This is a genomic window from Stenotrophomonas sp. YIM B06876 (genome assembly GCF_030711595.1).
GTDB lineage: Bacteria > Pseudomonadota > Gammaproteobacteria > Xanthomonadales > Xanthomonadaceae > Stenotrophomonas.
Window position 1 is genome coordinate 378 of the sequence record NZ_JAUJUJ010000496.1, and the last position, 219, is coordinate 596.

A 219-nucleotide genomic window follows, 5' to 3' on the forward strand; every position below is an offset into this window, starting at 1 on the left:
TGCCGCCGGCGCCGACATCGGTGCCATGGCCCGCTACAGCTTTGCCGACGCCTACAAAGGCGACTACATCGGCCGCAACTGGGAGCAGATCCGCTCCATCCGCAAACCCGTGATCGCCGCCGTCAGCGGTTTCGCCCTGGGCGGCGGCTGCGAGCTGGCCATGATGTGCGACTTCATCATCGCGGCCGACAACGCCAGGTTCGGCCAGCCCGAGATCAA

General features: G+C 66.7%; 1 protein-coding gene. It reads left to right on the top strand.

From position 1 onward, the window contains the following. On the top strand, positions 1-219 hold a 219-nt coding region (locus tag QZH66_RS18130), incomplete at both ends, for an enoyl-CoA hydratase-related protein (RefSeq protein WP_305807192.1).